Annotated in this window: 18 protein-coding genes and 1 pseudogene; 4 read left to right on the forward strand and 15 right to left on the reverse strand. The window is 60.8% G+C overall.

The window, feature by feature from the left end:
- Nucleotides 1-57 precede the first annotated feature (57 nt).
- From LIY45_RS29540 to LIY45_RS29565, 6 genes are all read right to left on the reverse strand, one after another.
- Entirely contained in the window at nt 58-711 is a 654-nt protein-coding gene (locus LIY45_RS29540; RefSeq protein ID WP_003219744.1) for an HAD family hydrolase, read from the reverse strand.
- Nucleotides 712-740: 29 nt separating this feature from the next.
- Entirely contained in the window at nt 741-1730 is a 990-nt protein-coding gene (locus LIY45_RS29545; RefSeq protein WP_003219745.1) for an ABC transporter ATP-binding protein, read from the reverse strand.
- Entirely contained in the window at nt 1727-2527 is an 801-nt protein-coding gene (locus LIY45_RS29550) for an ABC transporter permease (RefSeq protein WP_017479505.1), read from the reverse strand. Before LIY45_RS29550 ends, LIY45_RS29545 begins: the two co-directional genes overlap by 4 nt.
- A complete protein-coding gene (locus LIY45_RS29555; protein ID WP_226478521.1) occupies nt 2514-3359 on the reverse strand; it encodes an ABC transporter permease subunit in 846 nt (281 codons plus the stop codon). Before LIY45_RS29555 ends, LIY45_RS29550 begins: the two co-directional genes overlap by 14 nt.
- Complete coding sequence (locus LIY45_RS29560) at nt 3356-4162, reverse strand: alkaline phosphatase family protein (RefSeq protein ID WP_093207685.1); 807 nt, start codon at nt 4160-4162, stop codon at nt 3356-3358. Before LIY45_RS29560 ends, LIY45_RS29555 begins: the two co-directional genes overlap by 4 nt.
- Before the next feature lie 186 nt (nt 4163-4348).
- Entirely contained in the window at nt 4349-5416 is a 1068-nt protein-coding gene (locus tag LIY45_RS29565; RefSeq protein WP_226478522.1) for an ABC transporter substrate-binding protein, read from the reverse strand.
- 351 nt (nt 5417-5767) lie between these two features.
- Here LIY45_RS29565 and LIY45_RS29570 point away from each other — a divergent pair, with 351 nt between their 5' ends.
- The gene (locus tag LIY45_RS29570; RefSeq protein WP_010166446.1) at nt 5768-6481 is read left to right on the forward strand and encodes a UTRA domain-containing protein; all 714 of its coding nucleotides are present in this window, start codon (nt 5768-5770) and stop codon (nt 6479-6481) included.
- 839 nt (nt 6482-7320) lie between these two features.
- Here LIY45_RS29570 and LIY45_RS29575 read toward each other — a convergent pair.
- The 3 genes from LIY45_RS29575 to LIY45_RS29585 all read right to left on the reverse strand — a co-directional run bounded on the left by LIY45_RS29575 (nt 7321) and on the right by LIY45_RS29585 (nt 11127).
- Entirely contained in the window at nt 7321-8667 is a 1347-nt protein-coding gene (locus tag LIY45_RS29575; RefSeq protein ID WP_226478523.1) for an amidohydrolase, read from the reverse strand.
- A gap of 51 nt (nt 8668-8718) precedes the next feature.
- Nucleotides 8719-10878, reverse strand: a complete 2160-nt coding sequence (locus tag LIY45_RS29580) for a mechanosensitive ion channel family protein (RefSeq protein ID WP_226478524.1) — start codon at nt 10876-10878, stop codon at nt 8719-8721.
- 72 nt (nt 10879-10950) lie between these two features.
- Nucleotides 10951-11127, reverse strand: a complete 177-nt coding sequence (locus LIY45_RS29585; protein ID WP_017479498.1) for a hypothetical protein — start codon at nt 11125-11127, stop codon at nt 10951-10953.
- Between the two features lie 176 nt (nt 11128-11303).
- Between LIY45_RS29585 and yegS the strand changes: the two are divergent.
- Nucleotides 11304-12228, forward strand: a pseudogene (gene yegS, locus LIY45_RS29590) (lipid kinase YegS); the annotation flags it as partial.
- On the opposite strand, the gene LIY45_RS29595 reads toward yegS, so the two are convergent.
- The 3 genes from LIY45_RS29595 to LIY45_RS29605 all read right to left on the reverse strand — a co-directional run bounded on the left by LIY45_RS29595 (nt 12190) and on the right by LIY45_RS29605 (nt 14506).
- Entirely contained in the window at nt 12190-12849 is a 660-nt protein-coding gene (locus tag LIY45_RS29595; RefSeq protein WP_226478528.1) for a response regulator transcription factor, read from the reverse strand. The pseudogene yegS and the gene LIY45_RS29595 sit on opposite strands and share 39 nt — an antisense overlap.
- Nucleotides 12846-13739 (reverse strand): histidine kinase, encoded by an 894-nt coding sequence (locus tag LIY45_RS29600; RefSeq protein ID WP_226478529.1) that lies wholly within the window; start codon nt 13737-13739, stop codon nt 12846-12848. Before LIY45_RS29600 ends, LIY45_RS29595 begins: the two co-directional genes overlap by 4 nt.
- 320 nt (nt 13740-14059) lie before the next feature.
- On the reverse strand, nt 14060-14506 hold the full coding sequence (locus LIY45_RS29605; protein ID WP_032869063.1) for a hypothetical protein: 447 nt from the start codon (nt 14504-14506) through the stop codon (nt 14060-14062).
- A 552-nt stretch (nt 14507-15058) separates the two neighbouring features.
- Between LIY45_RS29605 and LIY45_RS29610 the strand changes: the two genes are divergently transcribed.
- Entirely contained in the window at nt 15059-15994 is a 936-nt protein-coding gene (locus LIY45_RS29610) for a chemotaxis protein CheV (RefSeq protein ID WP_017479493.1), read from the forward strand.
- 39 nt (nt 15995-16033) lie between these two features.
- A complete protein-coding gene (locus tag LIY45_RS29615; protein WP_226478531.1) occupies nt 16034-16840 on the forward strand; it encodes an MOSC domain-containing protein in 807 nt (268 codons plus the stop codon).
- A 66-nt stretch (nt 16841-16906) separates the two neighbouring features.
- On the opposite strand, the gene LIY45_RS29620 is transcribed toward LIY45_RS29615, so the two are convergent.
- From LIY45_RS29620 to LIY45_RS29630, 3 genes are all read right to left on the reverse strand, one after another.
- Complete coding sequence (locus LIY45_RS29620) at nt 16907-17191, reverse strand: pyrimidine/purine nucleoside phosphorylase (RefSeq protein ID WP_003183665.1); 285 nt, start codon at nt 17189-17191, stop codon at nt 16907-16909.
- A gap of 48 nt (nt 17192-17239) precedes the next feature.
- Nucleotides 17240-17782 carry an exonuclease domain-containing protein gene (locus LIY45_RS29625; protein ID WP_017479491.1) on the reverse strand — a complete coding sequence of 181 codons (543 nt, stop codon included), beginning with the start codon at nt 17780-17782 and terminating at the stop codon, nt 17240-17242.
- Between the two features lie 71 nt (nt 17783-17853).
- Nucleotides 17854-19788 (reverse strand): acetyl/propionyl/methylcrotonyl-CoA carboxylase subunit alpha, encoded by a 1935-nt coding sequence (locus tag LIY45_RS29630; RefSeq protein ID WP_226478533.1) that lies wholly within the window; start codon nt 19786-19788, stop codon nt 17854-17856.
- Between the last annotated feature and the right edge of the window lie 41 nt (nt 19789-19829).

Below are 19829 nucleotides of genomic sequence, written 5' to 3' on the forward strand. Positions count from 1 at the left end.
CTAAGTAGCCGTTACCTAAATAACGGATATGTACTCACCTCAAACCAGCGCAAAACGTCAGACCCAATGATGAATCGGCCACCCAGCCTTCTCAGCATGCGCCCGCAACACCGGGTCCGGATTCACCACCTGCGGGTTCTCCACCTTCAGCAACAGCGGCAAATCATTGCGCGAATCCGAGTAGAAGTACGCCCCGTCGAGGTGCTCACCCTCCTGCTCCAGCCATTCCATCAGGCGGGTGATCTTGCCTTCGCGGTACGTCAGTACCCCCGTGGTCTTGCCGCTGTACACCCCATGAGCAACGTCCAACTCGATCCCCAACACTTCATCAATGCCGATACGCGCCGCAATCGGCTTGACCAGGTGCGTCCCCGACGCCGAGATCACCAAAATCCGGTCGCCGTTCTTGCGATGCTGGGCGATGGTCCGGGTGGCTTCGCTGTAGATCAGCGGCTCGATAACGTCTTCCACCCACGGCTCAACAAGGTGCTCGATCTCTTCCGGCGTGCGCCCGATCATCGGCTCCAGGCTGAAATCCATGAAGTCTTCCATGGCCAGTTCACCGCGGCTGTAGGCCGCCATCAGTTCGTCGTTCTTGCGCATGAACGACTCGCCATCCACCCAGCCCAGTCGGCCCATCTGCTCGCTCCACAAGGTGGCGCAGTCGCCGTGGATCAGGGTGTCGTCCAGATCAAAAATTACCAAAGCCATCAGTCACGCTCTCTCAAATAAATCGTGCGTCAGGCTACTTCACACAACGCACTTGGGTCGATGGAAAGTGCCAATCGCTGACCGTCCGGGTGCAGATCGTCGGCCGAACGGTTGAGTACATCGACCACCAGTTCCACCCCACGGGCTTCGATGCGGTAGCGAATCACGTTGCCCAACAGGCTGTGGCTGCGCACCAGCGCGTCCAGCTCGCCGCTGCGGCTGAGTTCAATGGCTTCCGGGCGAATGGCGATGCGCCCGGTGATCGGGCGCTGCAACAGTTTGCTGGCCTTGTCGGCGTCCAAGAGGTTGTAGTTGCCGATAAATCCGGCGGCGAACACATCCACCGGCGCGGTGTAGAGAGTCTCGGCATCGCCGCTCTGCACGATCTTGCCCTGGTTCATCAGGAAGATCCGGTCGGACATGGTCAGGGCTTCTTCCTGGTCATGGGTCACGAAGATGGTGGTCAGGCCCAGCTCGCGCTGGATCTGGCGAATCTGTTCGCGCAGGTGCTTGCGAATCCGTGCGTCGAGGGCCGACAGCGGTTCATCCAGCAGCAACAGGCGCGGGCGCGTCACCAGCGAGCGGGCGAGGGCCACGCGCTGGCACTGGCCGCCGGACATCTGGTGCGGGTAACGGCCGGCGAGTTCCTTGAGTTCCACCAGTTGCAGCACTTCCTGCACGCGTTTGTGGCTGTCGTCGGCATTGACCTTCTGCATGCGCAGGCCGAAGGCGACGTTCTGTTCCACGGTCATGTTGGGGAACAGCGCGTAGCTCTGGAACACCATGCCGATATGGCGTTTCTGCGGGCTCAGCGGGACGATGTCCTGGCCGTCCAGCAGGATTTTCCCGCTGTCTACCGAGGTCAGGCCGGCGATGCAGCGCAGCAGGGTCGACTTGCCGCAGCCCGACGGGCCGAGCAGGGTGACGAATTCGCCCTTGGCGATTTCGCAGTTGATGTCACTGAAGACCGGCGTGCCGGCGTAGCCTTTTTGCAGGTGTTGGACGCTGACGAAGCTCATTGGCTTTTGTCCTTGTTCAAGATGTTGGCGGCCCAGGTCAGCACCAGCACAAAGAAGAAATAGGAGATCACCAGGGCACTGGTGAAGTGGCCGCTGCTGTTACGCATGTTGTTGAGGTACACCTGCAGGGTTTCGTAGCGGGTGCCCACCAGGATGTTGGCGAACACGAACTCGCCGAACAGGAACGAGAACGACAGCAGCAACGCCACCATCAAGCCCTTGCGCAGGTTGGGCAGTACCACCAGGAACGCGGCCTGGAAGGTGCTGGCGCCGAGCAGTTGGGCGGCGTCCATCAGGTCCCGCAGGTTGATCGCTTGCAGGTTGTTGGTGATCGCCCGGTACATGAACGGCAGCGCCACGGTGAAGTAGCAACCGATCAGGATCCACGGTGTACCCACCATCGCAAACGGCCCCGAGCCGTAGAGCTGCAACAGCCCCACCGACGACACCACCGGCGGCACCGCGAAGGGCAGCAGGATCAGGATGTTCATCAGCGCGTCGAGTTTCGGAAAGTGGTAATGCACCACAAACAGCAGCGGCAGGATCAGCACCACCGACAAGATCAACGCGCCGACGCACACCAGCAATGACTGGCCGAAGGCATTCAGGAAGCGCGGGTCACTCCACAGCTGGAGGTACCACTTGAAGGTAAAGCCGGACGGCAGGATGGTTGCCGACCAACTGCTGGCGATGGAGTAGACCAGGGTGCCGAGCAACGGCAGCACGAGGATCGCAAACAACAGGTACACCACTACGCGGTGGTAGAGGGCGGCCGAGCCAGGTTCAGCGCGAGACATGGTAGCTCCTCTTGAGCAGCAGTTGATGGACCACGGTCACCACGGTCATCAGCGCCACCAGCACCACGGCCAGGGCGCTGGCCATGTTCGGGTCCAGGGAGATGTCGCCGGAGACCATCGCCGCGATGCGGATCGGCAGCACGTTGAAGTTGCCGGTGGTCAGTGCGTACACCGTGGCGTAGGCGCCGAGGGCGTTGGCCAGCAGGATCACGAAGGTGCCCAGCAGCGCCGGGGTCAGCACCGGCAGACCGATATGCCGCCAGTACTGCCAACCGTCCGCGCCCAGCAATGAAGCAGACTCGCGCCAGTCTTCACGCAACGCGTCAAAGGCCGGGTAGAGCAGCAGCACGCCGAGGGGAATCTGGAAGTAGGTATAAAGGATGATCAGGCCGGTCTTGGAGTACAGGTTGAAGTCCTGAATGATCCCGGCCTGCTTGAGCATGATGGTGATGCTGCCGTTGAACCCCAGCAGGATGATGAACGCGAAGGCCAGGGGCACGCCGGCGAAGTTGCTGGTCATGTTGGCGAACGCGGTCACGAAATTGCGCAGCCGCCCGTCCACCCGGCGCAGCGAGTAGCTGCCCAGCACGGCGATGATGATCCCGAATACGCTGGAGTAGAAACTGATTTCCAGGCTGTACTGGATCGCCTGCATATAGAACTTCGAGCTGAAGATCTTGCTGAAGTTGGCCAGGCCCCAGCCGAACTCTTCCGACTGGACGCTGCTGATCATCACCCACACCAGCGGGGCGATCTCGAACACGATAAAGAAGAGGGCGAAGGGCACCAGGCACAAGGCGGCCAGCCATTTGCCGCGGATCACTGAATTCACTTCAACAGCTCCCGGCATACAGGTTTGTCGTGGGGTACACCCAGCAGCTCGCAGACGGTGCCGCACAGCTCGGTTTGCTTGGGTGTGGCATGGGTGTCGAGGCTGAAGGCATCACCCAGCACAAACAGCGGCACTTCCCGTTCTTCCGGCAGCAGGCCGTTGTGGGAACGGTCGTTATTCATGCCGTGGTCGGCGGTCACCAGCACCTGGTAACCGGCGTCGAGCCAGCCTTGCAGGTAGTCGGCGAGGATGATGTCGGCCGAGCGTGCGCTGTTGCGGTATTGCGGGGTGTCGAGGCCGTGCTTGTGGCCGGCATCGTCGATGTTCATCGGGTGCACCACCAGGAAATTCGGCGCGTGTTTGAGGCGCAGGCTTTCGGCGTCGGCAAACAGGTGCGAGTCCGGGTAATGGTCATTCCAGTAGAAATGCCCGTGCTGGATCGCCAGGGCCGGGTCGCTGGTATGACGATCCCGGGCGGCGATGAACGGGGAGCGGTTATACAGCTCGCTGACCCAGTGATAAGCCGCCGCCGCCGTGGATAAACCGGCGTCGGTGGCGTAATGGAAAATGCTGCGCTGGTTGGACAGGCGCGAGACGTTGTTGTGGACGATGCCGCTCTCGATCGGCGGGACGCCGGTGAGGATGCATTCGTACAGAGGCCGCGACAGGGCCGGCAGTTCACATTCCAGTTTGTACAGTGCTGCGCGTCCTGCGCCGATATAGGCCTGCAAGTGCCCCATGGCGTGTCGGGCAACCTCGTAATTCAGGCCATCGAGCACGACAAGGATGACGTTGTGCTTCATAGGGGCTGGGGCTCCGCAACAAATAGGCTTGACTCGGTTTTTCGGTTGGAACCGGATCAAATGTGGGCGCTGGCTTGCCTGCGATAGCGGTGTGTCAGTCGACAATACTGCTGAATGTCATACCGCTATCGCAGGCAAGCCAGCTCCCACACTGACCGCGTTCCACTTAAATGGGCGTGCTAAGCCTTATTGCATATTGATGATGACTTCTTCCTGCCACTTCTGCGGCAGTGCCTTGGAGGTCTTCTCCCAAGCGTCGGCGTCTTTGATCGGCGTTACTTTCTTGTACTGCTCGTTAGGCAGCAGCTTGGCCTGTACGTCGGCTGGCAAGGTCAGGTGTTCGGCACGAATCGGCCGCGCGTTGCCACGGGCCAGGTTGGTCTGGCCGGCATCGCTGAAGATGTATTCGCGGGTCAGCTTGGCGGCGTTCGGGTGCTTGGCGTATTTGTTGATGATGGTGGTGTAGCCGGAAATCACCGAGCCGTCCGACGGAATCAGCACCACGTAGTCATCCGGGTTGGCCATCTTGGCCTTGTAGCTCAGGCCATTGAAGTCCCAGACCACGCCCACTTCCACTTCGCCTTTTTCCATGGTCGCGATGGTCGGGTTGGCCAGCGACAGGCGACCTTGCTTGGCGATGTCAGCGAACATCAGCAGCGCAGGCTGGATGTTCTTCTCGTCACCACCGTTGGCCAGTGCGGCGGCGAGTACGCCGTTGGCAGCCTGGGCGGCGGTGCTCACGTCACCGATGGACACCTTGTATTTGCCGGTCTTCAGGTCAGCCCAGCTTTTTGGGGCTTCGGAGCCGTGCAGCAGCTTTTTGCTGACGATAAACGCGATGGTGCCGGTGTAGGCCAGGGCCCAGTTACCGTCTTTGTCTTTCGCCCAATCCGGGACTTGTGCCCAGGTGGTTGGCTTGTACGGTTGGGTAACGCCCTGTTTCACCGCGATGGGGCCGAAGGCTGCACCGACGTCGCCGATGTCGGCGCTGGCGTTGTCTTTTTCTGCCGCAAACTTGGCGACTTCCTGGGCCGAGCTCATGTCGGTGTCGATGTGCTTGAGGCCATAGATCTTGGCCAGGTCGTCCCAGGTGCCTTTCCAGTTGGCCCAGTCATCGGGCATGCCGACGCTGTTGACCGCGCCTTCCGCTTTCGCGGCGGCTTCGAGGGTTTTTAGATCGGTATCAGCAGCCATGGCGGCGGTGCACATGGCAATGGTCGAGCCTAACAGTGATGCCAGGAAAAGCTGTTTCATCCGAAGCTCCTTTGGGCGTTTTCAACGCTGCGTTTTTATCGACGTTTGCGGTGGTGTTGGTCTAGGTCAGCAATACACGAGCCAATTTAGGCGCGCCGGATGACAGTTTCATGTCGATGTCGTTTTTTGTTGGCCTGGACGAGGGGTTGCCGGGTAAGCGTAGACCATGCCAAACCGCCCGGAAGCCTTGGACTTGGCCGATGTATTGCAGGTCTTGTGGCAGAACGTCGCGAGGCGCTGTCATCTGTCGGTCATGTGCAATGCCTAGGCTTGCACGCAATAGCAGAGGCGCGTTTAAAGGGCGTTTTGTGCACCTGAATAGTGCTGGTCTAGTCCAGATAGGTAACGTTGATGCGTGATGAGGCAACCAAGGCGGTGACAACCATTGGCCTGGCGCTGCAAGAGCAGATCGACCATGGCTTGTTGGCGCCTGCCAGTAAGCTGCCGGCCGAGCGCAAGCTGAGCGAGTTGTTTGGTACCACCCGGATCACGGTGCGGGAAGCCTTGTTACAACTTGAGGCCCAAGGGCAGATTTATCGCGAGGAGCGGCGGGGGTGGTTTGTGTCGCCGCCGAGGCTTGCCTATAACCTGATGCAGCGCAGCCATTTTCACGCGATGGTGAGTGCGCAGGGGCGGGTGCCGTCGACCGAGGTGATTTCGGCGCGGTTGCAGCCGGCTTCGGCGGCGGTGTGTGCGTGGTTGCAGTTGCCGGCGTTGTCCAGTGTGATTCAGATTTGCCGGGGGCGCAGGATTGATGGGCGGTTGGTGTTGTATGTGGAGCACTATTTGAACCCGCAGTATTTTCCGGGGATTTTGGAGTGTGATTTGAATCAGTCGATTACGGAGTTGTATGCGCGGGTGTATGACTTGCACTACGGGCGGGTTCGGTTTGAGATTGTGCCGACGTCATTGCAGGTTGAGGCGGCTGCGGCGTTGAGGGTGTCGGTGGGGAGTCCGGGGTTGCGGATTGCCCGGGTTAATTATGATCAGCATGAGCGGTTGATTGATTGTGATCTGGAGTTTTGGCGGCATGATGCGATTCATGTGGGGGTAGATGTGGTTTGACGGGTTTTCTGTGTACATATCCGTTATTTAGGTAACGGCCGCCTATGGTTCCGCTCTTACAGCGGGTCACTTTTGGCAAACGCCCCAAAAGTAACCAAAAGGTCTTTGCCCCACCACTCGGTGCCTCGCATAGGCTCGGCATGCCCGCACTCCGGCCCGGTTCCGCGGGCCGCCGCGACGGGCCATCCATGGCCCGGCGCGGCTAAATCGGCTTCCCTGCCGATTTACCCGCTCCACCGTGCCTACTTGCGGCCATCGTGGTTAACGGGGCCCGCAGATCAAAATCAAAAGCAGATCAAAAGCAGAGCACAGCGGCCTCCCGGCCGGCTTGAGTGTTAAAAGCAGAGGCAAGATCCAGAGCGAAAACAAAGCTGCTTTTCTGTGGGAGCTGGCTTGCCTGCGATGCAGACAACTCGGTCTTCCAGATGCACCCAGTTGATGCCATCGCAGCGATGCGGCGACCCGACAAGCCAGCTCCCACATTTGACCGTGCCCGCTTTAGCTTTTGATTTGGCTTTTAAACACTCAAGCCGGCCGGGAGGCCGCTGTGCTCTTGCTTTTGATCTTGATCTTGATCTTAGGCGCCCCGTTAAACCACGCTGGCCGAACGCAGGCAGTACGGAGCGGGTAAACCGGCAGGACGCCGGTTTAGCCGCGACGGGGCAGGGACGCCCCGTCGCGGCGGCCCGCGGAGTAATGCCGGAGTGAGGGCACACCGAGCCTAGGCGAGGTGCCGAGTGGTGGGGCAAGAGCGTTTTGCTTACTTTTGCGCTTTTCAAAAGTGAGCCGCTGTAAGAGCGGAACCCTAAGCGGCCGTTACCTAAATAACGGATATACCCTCAATCCCCCGCATTGGCATACAAATAATCCGTCGCCAACGAAGCCAACGTCCGAACCCCGACCACCAACGCCGACTCATCCACAAAGAACCCCGGATTATGATTCGGCGCCGCCTTGCTCATATCCTGATCCTTAGGCGTCACCCCCAGAAACACAAACAACCCCGGCGCTTCCTTGGCATAAAACGAGAAGTCCTCAGCGCCACCCACCAGCGGGGCGTTGACCACATCCCCCTTCGCCGCCCAACGCAAACTCGGCAGCATCTTCTCGGTCAGCGCCGGGTTGTTGATGGTCGGATCGTACTTCTCAATGATCGTCACCTCAGCCTTCGCCCCACCACTCTCGGCAATCTTCTCGACGGTCTGCCGCACATCCGCATGCAGCTTCTGGCGAATGCCATAGTCGTAAGAGCGAATGGTCCCACTCATGTCCACCGACTCAGGAATGATGTTGTACCGCGTCCCCCCGTTGATGGTGCCAATACTCACCACCGACGGAAACGAAGAAATATCCGTACGCCGGCTCACCACCGTCTGCAACCCAACGATGGACTGCGCCCCGACAGTAATCGGATCAATCCCATCCCACGGTCGCCCCGCATGGGTCTGCTTGCCCAGGATCTTGATCCGCAGGTCATCCGAACTCGCCAGGGTAGGCCCCGGCCGATAGGCAATCTGCCCCGCAGGCACACCGGCCCACACGTGCAGCCCAAACACCGCATCCGGCTTGGGCGATTTCATCACCCCTTCCTGCACCATCATCTTCGCGCCCCAGGTGTTCTTGCCATCGGGGATAAAGTCGCTCGGGCCTTCTTCAGCCGGCTGGAAATAAAACACCACGGTGCCCGGCAGACGATCACGCATGCCCGTCAGGATTTTCGCTGTACTCAGCAGGATGGCGGTGTGGGCGTCGTGGCCGCAGGCGTGCATCACGTAGACTTCTTTATCGAGGTACACCCCCTTGGCCTTCGAGGCGAAGGGCAGGTCGGACACTTCCTTGACCGGCAGCGCATCCATGTCGGCGCGCAGGGCAACGGTAGGGCCGGGCAGGGCGCCCTTGAGGATCGCGACCACGCCGGTGCGGGCGACGCCGGTCTTGACCTCCAGCCCCATCTCCCGCAATTGCTTGGCCACCAGCTCCGCGGTGCGCTTTTCGGTGTTGCCCAGTTCAGGGTGAGCGTGGAGGTCGCGCCGGGTTTCCAGCAAGGCCGGTTCCAGTACTTTCGCCTGGGCGGCGATTTCTTCGCGGGCACTGTCCTGGCCGCTGCTGGCGGCGATGACCGCGCTGCTGGCGACACCGCACAGCAGGCCGAATACCCATTGGTGTGTAAGACCGGTCAAACGCATAAGGACTCTCCATGATTATTGTTGTTGATCCTGACGTCGTCCGGGCCGCGCTTATTCTTTCTCCTGCACGCCTCCCGCCGCTGTCACTACTTGCACGCTCAAGCGCGGGGTGGCCAGGTCCAGCCCGGCTTCATCGAGGTGACGCTTGAGCGACAAGTTGAACGCCCGCGAAACCTCCCACTGCTTGATCGGCGCGGTCTTGAAGCGGGCGCGAAGAATCGCACTGCCGGACTCGAAACTTTCTACGCCCTGGATCTCCAGCGGCGACCAGATATTGCGCCGCTGCAACGGGTCGTTGCGCATCTTCTGCCCAACGTCGCGCATCAGCTTGATGGCGTCGTCGATTTCCATGTTGTAGGGAATCGCCACCCGGAAGATCGCGTAGCCGAATTCCCGGGAGTAGTTCTTGATGCTTTTGATCTCACTGAACGGGATGGTGTGCACGATCCCGTCGATGTCCCGCAGGCGCACGGTACGGATGGTCAAGCCTTCGACCGTACCCAGGTGGCCGCCGACATCCACGTAGTCATCAATCGCCAGGGAGTCTTCGATAATGATGAACAGGCCGGTGATCAAGTCTGCCACCAGCGACTGCGCACCAAAGCCGATGGCCAGGCCGATCACACCGGCACCCGCCAGCAGCGGCGTGACGTTCATGCCCATGTTCGCCAGGGCGACGATGGCGGCAATGATGAAAATGGTCACGAACAGCACGTTGCGGATCAACGGCATCATCGTCTGCGCACGCGCATTGGCCAGGCCTTTGCGCGAGCGGGTGAGGGCGTGGTGGATCGCGGTGTCGCTGAGGATCCAGATCAGCCAGGCGAACAGCAACGTGCCGGCAAGGCCGAACAGCTTGACGCTGATTTCATGGCCATCGCCTTCGGTAAAGCGGATCAGCGACAGGCCCCAGACCCGCAGGCCCAGTTCGATAAACACCAGCCACACCACGAGGTGGGCGAGGGTATAGACGAAGCTTTTCAGGCGGTCGGAGTACAGCGCATGGCGTTTGTGCCCACGCTGGGGCTTGAGGGAGTGGCGGCGCACCAGGCCGTTGATCACCATGCACAGCACCAGCAACACCGTGCACAACAACGACTGGCGCAGGGCGGTGCTGGTGTCGCCGGCGGAGACGAAGGTGGCGAACAGCGAGATGCCCACCAGCAGCAACGCCGGCAGGTACCAGAAGGTGCCGACGATCTCGATGGTGTCGCTCAGGGCGCGGCGGGTCAGGCGGCGGGACAGCGGCTGGTTGCGGATCAGGTGCGCAATGGGCCGGCGGAAACGCAGGATGAACACGCCAGTGGACAGCGCGGCCATGACATTGGCGATGGTTGCGGCGACATGGGACAAGTGCTGGCCCAGGCTCTCGGCCAGGCGCGGGTCGCTGACGGCCTCGCCAAAGGCGGCAAAGCTGCCGATCAGCCACAGCGGCCGGAAGGCCTGGTGGCGCAGGATGTACAGCGCGCGGTGGCGGTGCGGGCCGTCCAGCACGGAAAACGCGACCACGCAGATCGCCGAGAAGCAGGTGCCCACCACCAGCGCGTAGGCCAGCACCATCGCCAGGGATTTGCCGAGGGACGAGGGCAGTGCGTAACTCATGTAGACGGTGATCACCAGCGCGATCAGCCATGGGCCGAGCTTGCGCAGGGCGAAGCGCAACAGGTCCCAGGTCTTGGGGTGTTGGGGCAGTTCTTCGGTCAGGCCGAAGCGCTCGCGCACCCGATGGCTGAGCCAGATCAGCACGGCGGCCAGCAGGCTCCAAAGCATCAGGATCATGGCAAAGGCAAAGATGATCGGCAGCCATTCACTGGCCGGCAGCATCAGTGCGGTGAGCTCGTCCTTGGCCTGGTCGAACTCGCTGGACCAGCGATTGATCGGGCTGTCGGCGCCGGAGAACTGTTGCTCCAGGCTCGACAGGGTGCCGCCGATCAAACCGAGCACACCCAGTTCGGCGGCGGGCTGGGCCTTTTGTGTGGTTTCCCGGAGTTTTTTCAGGTCGCTCAGCAGCTTGGTGCGCTGCTGGTCGTTCTCCAGGGTCTTGATCACCTCGTCCAGGGACTGGCCCAACGGGACGTCGGCTTGCGGCTGGGTTTTGGTGTTGCTGCCCAACAGCCCCGGCAGGCTCACGGCGTGGGCAGGCGCCATGGGCAGCAGGGTCAGCAGGCAGATAAACAGGCAACAGGGCAGGGCAAACAGACGGGCAAGCACGAGGCGGTCAACCTTAAAAACGACGAATTGACCGAGTGTACGAGGCCGTCCTGTGCAATGCGAGTGAGATTGTCATTCCGCGAGTTTGGCGAGGATCTTGTAAACCACGGTGCCGAGGATCAGCAGCATGCCGATCCACATGCCGAACACACCGATGGCTTTGTCGCGGAAGTTGAAGCCGATGGCCAGGAGGATCATGCCGGTCAGGATGGGGATGAGCATGGAGTGGAAGGCGGACAGGGTGATCATGGTGCGACGGCCTTGTCGGATGGGAATAGGTACAAGTCTAGGTCGATTTTGCCCAGTGCGAGTTGATCAGTGTCAGAAACGCTACAAACCCCGGTTAATTTCTACATTCGATGGCTTTTTTTCGATTGGCCACGGTCAACATCCCTCAGGAACCTTAAACCCAGGAGTATTCATCCATGAGCACACCCAAGGCACTGTTGATTCTGCACGGCAAGCAAGCCCTCAACGAAGATGTGCGGGCGGCGGTGCAGGGCAAGCGAGAGCAGGGTTGGGAGTTGGCCGTGCGGGTGACATGGGAGGGCGGCGATGCCCAGCGGTTTGTCGATCAGGCCCTGGCCGATGGCTACACGCGGCTGATCGCCGGCGGCGGTGACGGCACGCTGCGGGATGTGGCCGAGGCCATGGCCCGGGCCAAGACCGAGGCCAGCCTGGTGTTGATGCCCCTCGGCACCGCCAACGATTTTGCCCGCGCCGCCGGTGTGCCGCTGGAGCCCGGGCAGGCCCTGGACCTGCTGGACGCGCCGGCCCGTGCCATCGACCTGGGCGAGGTGGGTGGGCAGATCTTCCTTAATATGGCCACCGGCGGATTTGGCAGCCAGGTCACCGCCAACACCTCTGAAGACCTGAAGAAAGTCCTCGGCGGCGCAGCCTATCTGTTTACCGGCCTGTCACGCTTCAGCGAGTTGCGTGCGGCCTACGGTGAATTGCAGGGGCCCGACTTTCATTGGCGCGGCGAGCTACTGGCCTTGGGCATCGGCAACGGGCGCCAAGCCGGCGGCGGTCACGTGCTGTGCCCCGGCGCCCTGGCCGATGATGGTTTACTGGATATCAGCATTCTGCCGGCGCCCCAGGAAGTGGTCGGCACCCTGCGTAGCCTGATGACGGACGGTTGGGGCCTGGACAATATGTTTGTGCGGGCGCGTTTGCCCTGGGTCGAAATCAAGGTCGCCGAAGGGCTGGCGATCAATCTGGACGGCGAGCCGCTCCAGGGTGATGACTTGCACTTTTCGGCCTTGCCCCAGGCGCTGCGGGTGCATTTGCCGGCGGATTCGCCGTTGCTGACTAATCGTCCAGGCTGATGATCTGTTCGCGCACCGCGAACAACACCAGGCCCGCCACATCAAAAATCTGCAGGCGCTTCATGATCTGCGAACGGTGGGCTTCCACGGTCTTGATGCTCAAACCCAGGCCATGGGCGATTTCCCGGGTGGACTTGCCGCGCACGATCAAACGCAGGATTTCCAGCTGGCGTGCCGTCAGGTTATGGCTGTGGGGCGGCGGGTTGGCCTGGGCCTGATTGCGGATCAGCGCCTGGTTGATCACCGTGTGGGCGATGGCCGGGCTCAGGTAGCGTTCGTTGTTGCGCAAGGCCAGCAGCGCGTGTTCCAGCTCGTTGGCCGTGGTGTCCTTGAGCAGGTAGCCATGGGCGCCGGATTCCAGGGCGCACATGATCAGCTCCGGGTCGGTGTGCATCGACAGGATCAGCACTTTGCTCTTCGGGTAGGCGCCCTTGAGTTCCTTGAGCGCGTCGAGCCCGCCCGTGTGTTTCATCGACAGGTCGAGCAGCACGATGTCGGGTTGCAGCGCGTCGAAGCGCTCCAGCAACTGGGCGCCATCGCTCGCTTCGCCGATCACCGCGTAGCCGGGAATATCCATGACCAGCGCACGCACGCCGGCCCTGATCAGGGAGTGGTCATCCACCAGGAGTAAGTTGCACGTCACTCTAGCACCTTATGGGGGTTGGCCCGTTCGAGGGCGCGGGGCGCCCAGGGGAAAAGCGCTTCAATCCTTGTGCCAAAGCCTGGCCGGCTATTGACGGACAATGTGCCGCCCAGTTGATCAATCCGCTCGGACATGCCAGCCATGCCCCGTTGACCTTCCTGGGCGGGGTTGATGGCGGGCGAAAAGCCCAGGCCGTCATCGCTGATAAACAGTGACAGGCCTTCCGGCAGGCGTTGCAGGCGCACCAGCAGGTTGCGTGCCTGGGCATGGCGCAACATGTTGGTGACGGCTTCCTGGGTAACGCGAAAGGCGGCAACGGCCATTTCTTCCGGGATGCCGGTCAGCCGTTGATGGCATTCCAGGCTCCAGTTTACCTGGGTGTTTTCCAGGGTCTTGAGCAGGTGCGCCCGCAGGCTCGCCTCCAGCCCCAGGCTCGCCAACTGACGAGGATTGAGGATGGCCGACACGTCCTGCACCTTGGCCAGGGTTTCGTTGAGGGTGTTGCACAGCACTGCGCAATGGCCTTGCAGGTCTGCCGGCAGGCGGCGTTTGAGCCATTCACTTTGCAGCTTGGCGGCGGTCAACAGTTGGCCGATATCGTCGTGCAATTCACGGCTCAGGCGATGACGCTCGTTTTCCTGGACCTGCAACAGACGTTCGGCCAGTTCCTGGGGCTGGAACTTGATGGACTTGCGTGAGCGCCACTGTTGCAGGCCCACCACCAACAGGGTAGCCAGGTTCAATAACAGCAGGGCTAAAGGAAGCTCGGCCGAGCGTGCATAAGCCCACAGGCTAAGCAGGCACGAACACAGGCACAGCGCGAGGGTCATCCTGCGTGCATTGCTTCGGGACACGGACCTTGCGATGAGTGACTTCAGGCTGGCGTACATAGGAGGCGCATTTCACGTTTATATGCATCATGAAGTTGAGTCACTTCGAGCGGGGCATGGTACCACCACTATTACCGTTGGTCGCCTGGGGACGAGCTTGATGAGGCGTATTAGTCACGGCTGCGCCTCGGGAGGGAGTCCCGGAGTTCAAAGAGTGGGGGAGTTGTATCATTGAAGTTGTTTTGTATCGGTATTGTCGTTAGTGGCTTATTGATATTTTTCGGCTAACGACTACGTCATTTGTGATTAGTTGGGGCTGTCGTTTTTGGATAAGTCCGTGATTGATTGCGACATTTTTGCCGGATAAATGCGAAGAGGACTCAAAAGGCGTAGGGCATTCGCTGCTGTTTTGTGTAGCCAAAGTCGCTTTGCGGGATGTGTTGGACGACGGTGGCAATCAACACGGTTTGTTCGGTTTCATCCAGGCTGAGTTTGCCGGTTTTGGTGTCGATCAACTCCAGCTGCCAGGCCAGCAAGGTGAGACAGTTGTGCAATGCATCAAGTGCTTCATCATGTAACTGCAAAGGGCTGGCGGCATTGCTGATCAGGTACTGGATATGCCGTGAAAACTCGCTGATCGCCCGCAGGGCCAGGGCTTCTGACTTTTCCGAGAGCTTGATCAGGCTGGCTTTCATGCAGTCGATGGCGTCGCTGTCGTTGCGGATCAAATGCAGGTGGCTCAAGCATTCTTCAGACTTGGCCAGCAACATCTCCGCTTCGAGCAGGAACTCGGGAAGTGCAAGTTGCCACTCTTTGCCGTCGTTCATCATGCAAGTCTCCATAACATACCGTCGGATGATGAGATGTCGCATCGGGTGAATGGCGTAAAACTACCGCTGAAATATGACGAAGATCTGTAGGTCGGATCCGACTTTTCAGTAGGACATTTATTTGAATGGCGATCAGGCTCGTCCGGGCCCCCCATCATCTTCGGGGTTGTTCGCACAACTTCTTCGGTTGCCAAGACGTAAGTCTCTGGACGACCCGTAGGCCGCGGGCTTGCGATAGCAAACAAAAGCCTGACTCCATTCATGCAATGAGAATGGCGTCACATTAATGGCTATTAGATATCGCGAATATCAGGTTGGTCCTGATTGTGGATAGGGGAATCCCTTACATAGGGGAACCTCGCGCTGACTTTATGGTCACGCGGCGGCGGTGATGGGCGTTGCGTTGAAGCTGGCTCAGTAAAGCATGATGTCAGTGTGACATCAATGGATTTGCATGGCATTTTAGTGGGGGGTCAAGGTCCGGCGTTTGCCGCCGATAACCCTCTTCAGTGACCAGCACTATCCATCCGCTAAACCCAGGAGTCTTTAATGGCCGGCATTCTCGACACGGTAGATCAACGCACACAATTGGTGGGTGAGAATCGCCTGGAGATCCTCATGTTTCGCCTGGCCGGGCGGCAGCTGTTCGCGATCAACGTGTTCAAGGTGCAGGAAGTGCTGCAATTGCCCAAGTTGACCCTGATGCCCCAGCGCCATCCGTTTGTCTGCGGCGTGGTCAACCTGCGTGGCCAGACGTTGCCGGTCATCGACCTGTCCCAGGCGATTGGCATGCGTCCGCTGATTCCGGGGCCCAACAGCACCATTATTGTCACCGAGTACAACCGCTCGGTGCAGGCATTCCTGGTGGGCGGTGTCGACCGCATCGTCAACATGAACTGGGAGGCAATCCTGCCACCCCCGGCGAGTGCCGGGCGCCAGCATTACCTGACGGCCATCAGCAAGGTCGACGACCAGTTGGTGGAAATCATCGACGTGGAAAAAGTCCTCGCCGAAATCGTGCCCTACAACGCCAAGGTTTCCCGCGAGAAACTCGAAGACCCGGTGCTGGAACGCGCCCGCGGCCGTGAAGTGCTGCTGGTGGATGACTCCAACGTCGCCCTCTCGCAACTGCGTGACACCCTCGGCCAGTTGGGGGTGAAGATGCACATCGCCAGCGATGGCCTCAAGGCCCTGAACATGCTCAAGGGGTGGGCCGACAGCGGCCAGGTGATGACCGACAAGCTGTTGATGATCTTCACCGACGCCGAAATGCCCGAGATGGACGGCTACCGCCTGACCACCGAGATTCGCAACGACCCGCGCCTGCGTGGCCTGTACGTGGTGTTGCACACGTCGTTGTCCGGTAGCTTCAACGATTCGATGGTGAAGAAGGTCGGTTGCGACAACTTCCTCTCCAAGTTCCAGCCCGACAAGTTGGTGGACGTGGTGCGTCAGCGCCTGATGCTGGACGAAGTACCGGCTTGAGCTTAGGGTGACGGCTTTACCCCTCAGGAATGCAGGCCCATGCTTCGTCTCAGCGCGTTGTACCGATACCCCTTGAAGTCCGGCAAGGGTGAAACCTTGCAGCAGATTGGCCTGGACACACTCGGGCTCGACGGGGATCGACGCTGGATGTTGGTGGACGAGGCCAGCGGGCGGTTCCTGACCCAGCGCGCCGTGGCCAAAATGAGCCAGCTGTCGGCGCTGTGGAATAGCGCCGGTGGCCTGACCTTGAGCGCCGAAGGCCAAGCTGCCCTCGACGTGCCACTGCCCGGCAGCGAGGCCGAGTTGCGCGGCGTGACCATCTGGCGCGACACCTTGCGCGTGCCCGACGCCGGTGATGAAGCGGGCGCCTGGGTCAGCGAGTTCATCGGCAAACCCACGCGCCTGGTGCAAGTGCCGCTGGCGCGTGCGCGCACCACCGAGGCCGGCTACGGCAAGGACGATGACAAGGTCGCCTTTGCCGATGGTTTTCCGTTGCTGCTGATCGGCCAGGCGTCCCTGGATGACTTGTCCCAACGGGTCGGTCGGCCCATGGAAATGCTGCGTTTCCGTCCCAACCTGGTGATCGAAGGCAGCGAAGCGTTTGCCGAGGACGGCTGGAAGCGGGTACGGATTGGCGATGTGGAGTTTCGCGTGGTCAAGTCCTGCTCACGCTGCATCCTGACCACCATCGACCCGGCGAGCGGCGAACGCAGTGCCGACCGCGAACCGCTGGCCACCCTCAAGACTTATCGTGAGCACGAGGGCGATGTGATGTTCGGTCAGAACCTGGTCAACGATGGGGTGGGCCGCCTGGAAGTCGGCATGCCGGTGACTGTCCTGGAGTAAGCAACCCTGAAATGAAAAATGCCCGTCTCGCAAGAGACGGGCATTTTTTTATGGCCGGCGCAAAGATCAGCCGCGGTATTCGCACAGGTAAGCGGTGTCGACCGCTACCTTCAGCTGGAACTTGCTGTTGGCTGGCACGTTGAACTGGCTGCCGGCGGCGAAGGTTTCCCAGTCGGTGCTGTCTGGCAGCTTGACGGTCAGCGCGCCCGACACCACGTGCATGATTTCACGCTGGGCGGTGCCGAATTCGTATTCACCCGGGGCCATGACGCCGATGGTCGCCGGACCTTCTGCAGTGCCGAAAGCGATCGACTTGACGGTGCCGTCGAAGTACTCGTTGACTTTAAACATGGGCGAATCCTCGGAAAAAGGGTCAAGAAAGGTCGGCCAGTATGCCTTCTACACGGGCAAAATCAACGGCAGCAGCCGTGCGGTGTTGCGCGCATCTTCCAGCGCCCGATGCTGTTGGCCATGGAACTGCATGCCCGCCAGTTGCAGCGCGCCGTTGAGCCCCAGGGGCTTGTCCAGGCGCCGGGCCTTGGCGAAGCGCTGCTTGAGGTTCACGTGGGGCGTCTGGCCCAGCACACTGCTCAAGCCATGACGCTGCCACTCCAGCTCCAGTTGCTGGCGGTCATAGTCACCCCAGCTCGCCCAGCCTTCCAGGCGTGCCTGGTGTTGACCGAGCCAGCGTTCGAACAGCGGCCACACCTCATTCAACGGCGCGGCGGCATCGATATTCGCTTGGGTGATGTGGGTCAACTGGCGGCAGAACGGCGTCAGCAACGGCCTGCGCAACGGCCGTACGAAACGCTGGAAATGGTCCAGCTCACGGCCCTGGCGGTTGACCAGGCTCACGCCGATTTCGATGATTTCCATCTCGGTCACCGGCCAGCCGCCTTCATCCGTTGTGGCTTCAAGATCAATAATCAGCCAATGAGGCATCGCAGGTTCCCGTACTCTTCCCGTCCTGATGGGGATAGAGCGTAGCCAAGCCTGCTAGTTCCGCCCAGGGCTTACTCGATCTCCAGCAAAATCTGACGGATCCTGACCTGATCTCCCGCAACCGCCTGGATTCGCTTGACCACACCACTCATGCCGGCCTTGAGGGGGTGCTCCATTTTCATCGCCTCCAGCACCAGCAATAGCTGGCCCTTGCTGACCGAATCGCCTTCGCTGACCCGTACCTCGACAATCGCCCCATCCATCGGCGCCTTGACCGTGCCGTCGCTGGCCTCGGTCTGGCGGGTGGCAACGGCCTGTGTGCGGTTATCGATGCACACACCTGGCAACCAGAGCCGGGTGCCTTGCAGGTGGTAGGCGATGCGACGGCGAATGCCATTGAGAACAGCAGTGGCCCAGCGTCCGTCGGTGGTGAGGTCGCGTATTTCGACGGCGTGCTGATCCAGGTCGACCTGCAGGCAATTGTCCGCCAGCACAGTGAGGCTGATTGCCCGGGGCTCATCCTGGTCGGCCAGTTGATAACGCCACGGCACGCTGGCGTTGTTGCGCCAGCCGGATAACGGATTGGCGTGAGCGCTGGCGCTGTGTTGGTAAAACAGCGCGGTGGCCAGGGCCAGTTCTTCGTGGGTCGCGTGGGTTCGGGCGATGTCGTTGAAGTGCTCGGCGATAAAGCCGGTGCTGAAGTCAGCGGCGACAAACCGGGGATGCTTGAGCAGGCTGGCCAGCAGGCGCTGGTTGGTGGATACGCCGAGCAGTACGCAGTCTTCCACGGCCCTGACCAATTTGCGCCGAGCCTCTTCACGGGTGGCGCCGTGGGCGATGATCTTGCCCAGCATCGGGTCGTAGAACGGTGTGATGCGCTGGCCTTCCAGCACGCCATGATCGATGCGCACACCGGCCGCCGGTTCCCAGCGCAGCACGTCGCCGGTTTGCGGCAGGAAGCCCTGGGCCGGGTCTTCGGCGTACAGGCGTACTTCCATGGCGTGACCGCTCAGGGTTACTTGGTCCTGACTCAGGGGCAAAGGCTGGCCAGCGGCGATCTGCAGTTGCCAGGCGACGAGGTCGAGGCCGGTGATCAGTTCGGTGACCGGGTGTTCGACCTGGAGGCGGGTGTTCATTTCCAGGAAGTAGAAGTTGCCGTTGCGGTCGAGAAGGAATTCGACGGTGCCGGCGCCGACGTAATTGACGGCGCGGGCGGCCTTGAGGGCGGCTTCGCCCATGGCCTGGCGTAGTTCGCCGGTCATGACCGGGCAGGGGGCTTCTTCAATGACCTTTTGATGGCGGCGCTGGATCGAGCAGTCGCGTTCGCCGAGGTAGATCAGGTTGCCGTGGGTGTCGCCGAACAGCTGGATTTCGACGTGTCGGGGTTCGATCAGGGCTTGTTCGAGGATCAGTTCGGCGCTGCCGAAGGCGTTTTGTGCTTCGGAGCGGGCGGTGCGCAGGTGTTCCAGCAGGGTGTCTGGGCTGTGCACCAGGCGCATGCCACGACCGCCGCCGCCGGCGCTGGCCTTGATCATCAGCGGGTAGCCGATTTGGTCGGCTTGCTGTTGCAGGGTTGGGTCGTCCTGGTCGGGGCCTTGGTAGCCTTTGATGCAAGGGACGCCGGCGTTGAGCATGGCGACTTTTGAAAGGCGTTTGCTGCCCATCAATTCGATGGCTTCGGGGCTGGGGCCGATGAAGGTCAGGCCGGCGTTTGCGCAGGCGCGGGCGAAGTCGGGGTTTTCGGAGAGGAAGCCGTAGCCGGGGTGGATGGCGTCGGCGCCGGTGCGGTGGGCGGCGTTGAGGATGGCTTCGATGTTCAGGTAGGACTGGGTGACCGGGGCGGGGCCGATGTTGATGGCTTCGTCGGCCATCTGGACGTGCAGGGCTTCGGTGTCGGCTTCGCTGTAGATCGCTACCGTGCGGTAGCCCAGGGATTGGGCGGTGCGCTGGATGCGGCAGGCGATTTCGCCACGGTTGGCTATGAGGATTTTGTTGAACATCGGCATGGTGGTGTCCCTTGGTTTGTCGGGTACATATCCGTTTCTTC

The sequence above is a fragment of the Pseudomonas sp. MWU16-30323 genome (assembly GCF_020515595.1).
Classification (GTDB): domain Bacteria; phylum Pseudomonadota; class Gammaproteobacteria; order Pseudomonadales; family Pseudomonadaceae; genus Aquipseudomonas; species Aquipseudomonas yamanorum.

Coding starts and splice junctions, on each gene's coding strand:
- LIY45_RS29605 (WP_032869063.1), bottom strand. CDS start 14,506: ATGAACGACGGCAAAGAGTGGCAACTTGCACTTCCCGAGTTCCTGCTC.
- LIY45_RS29570 (WP_010166446.1), top strand. CDS start 5,768: ATGCGTGATGAGGCAACCAAGGCGGTGACAACCATTGGCCTGGCGCTG.
- LIY45_RS29630 (WP_226478533.1), bottom strand. CDS start 19,788: ATGCCGATGTTCAACAAAATCCTCATAGCCAACCGTGGCGAAATCGCC.
- LIY45_RS29550 (WP_017479505.1), bottom strand. CDS start 2,527: ATGTCTCGCGCTGAACCTGGCTCGGCCGCCCTCTACCACCGCGTAGTG.
- LIY45_RS29600 (WP_226478529.1), bottom strand. CDS start 13,739: ATGTACGCCAGCCTGAAGTCACTCATCGCAAGGTCCGTGTCCCGAAGC.
- LIY45_RS29560 (WP_093207685.1), bottom strand. CDS start 4,162: ATGAAGCACAACGTCATCCTTGTCGTGCTCGATGGCCTGAATTACGAG.
- LIY45_RS29585 (WP_017479498.1), bottom strand. CDS start 11,127: ATGATCACCCTGTCCGCCTTCCACTCCATGCTCATCCCCATCCTGACC.
- LIY45_RS29575 (WP_226478523.1), bottom strand. CDS start 8,667: ATGCGTTTGACCGGTCTTACACACCAATGGGTATTCGGCCTGCTGTGC.
- LIY45_RS29610 (WP_017479493.1), top strand. CDS start 15,059: ATGGCCGGCATTCTCGACACGGTAGATCAACGCACACAATTGGTGGGT.
- LIY45_RS29615 (WP_226478531.1), top strand. CDS start 16,034: ATGCTTCGTCTCAGCGCGTTGTACCGATACCCCTTGAAGTCCGGCAAG.
- LIY45_RS29565 (WP_226478522.1), bottom strand. CDS start 5,416: ATGAAACAGCTTTTCCTGGCATCACTGTTAGGCTCGACCATTGCCATG.
- LIY45_RS29620 (WP_003183665.1), bottom strand. CDS start 17,191: ATGTTTAAAGTCAACGAGTACTTCGACGGCACCGTCAAGTCGATCGCT.
- LIY45_RS29545 (WP_003219745.1), bottom strand. CDS start 1,730: ATGAGCTTCGTCAGCGTCCAACACCTGCAAAAAGGCTACGCCGGCACG.
- LIY45_RS29625 (WP_017479491.1), bottom strand. CDS start 17,782: ATGCCTCATTGGCTGATTATTGATCTTGAAGCCACAACGGATGAAGGC.
- LIY45_RS29540 (WP_003219744.1), bottom strand. CDS start 711: ATGGCTTTGGTAATTTTTGATCTGGACGACACCCTGATCCACGGCGAC.